Source organism: Pseudoxanthomonas japonensis (assembly GCF_010093445.1).
GTDB lineage: Bacteria > Pseudomonadota > Gammaproteobacteria > Xanthomonadales > Xanthomonadaceae > Pseudoxanthomonas_A > Pseudoxanthomonas_A japonensis.
Genome location: NZ_PDWW01000071.1, coordinates 1 through 531 on the forward strand (window position 1 = coordinate 1; position 531 = coordinate 531).

At 54.6% G+C, this 531-nt stretch carries 1 protein-coding gene and 1 pseudogene; both read right to left on the bottom strand.

Annotated elements, in window-relative coordinates; translation table 11 throughout:
• On the bottom strand, nt 1-207 hold the full coding sequence (locus CSC78_RS19125; RefSeq protein WP_238391350.1) for a hypothetical protein: 207 nt from the start codon (nt 205-207) through the stop codon (nt 1-3).
• A 31-nt stretch (nt 208-238) separates the two neighbouring features.
• Nucleotides 239-445 (bottom strand): annotated as a pseudogene (locus CSC78_RS19320) (CHC2 zinc finger domain-containing protein); the annotation flags it as partial.
• Between the last annotated feature and the right edge of the window lie 86 nt (nt 446-531).

Consider the following 531-nt stretch of genomic DNA (forward strand, 5'->3'; position numbering starts at 1 on the left):
TCAGGTGATGCACTGGTTGTAGTCTTCGTGGCCGGGGATGGGGTCATTGTCGATGTATCCAAGGTGGTGGTAGCGGGCTGTTTCTTCGCTGATGCCTCTTGCTGAGAGCAGGTCGAGAATGTTTTCGAGGTGGGTTTCGTAGAGGGCCGAGGCTTTCTGGATTCGGCGGCGTTCCGCAATGTTGTATGGGCGTATGCTGTCGTACATTCGGGTTTTCTTCTTCTAATCGTTGTTGTAGCTTGTGGAGTCCGCCTCCGACACCGCATGTGTGGCAGTACCAGACTCCTTTTGCGAGGTTGATGCTCATGGAGGGCTGGTGGTCGTCGTGGAACGGGCAGGGTATGTGTTGCTCGTTCCTGGACGGATTGTATCGTATCTGGTAGGTGTCGAGGAGGTGGCAGGTGTCAGAGGTGTGGGAGGAGCTCGTTGAGGGTTGATACCACATAGGCTTCGCTCCAGGGTTTGTTGCGCTGTTTCATGACTACGAGTCCGATCGTGGACTGGTTTTCTCGGTTTCGGTGGGTTTCATAG

What these genes read in the sequence shown, in the direction of transcription:
- CSC78_RS19125 (WP_238391350.1), bottom strand. Translation starts at nt 207, where the DNA reads ATGTACGACAGCATACGCCCATACAACATTGCGGAACGCCGCCGAATC.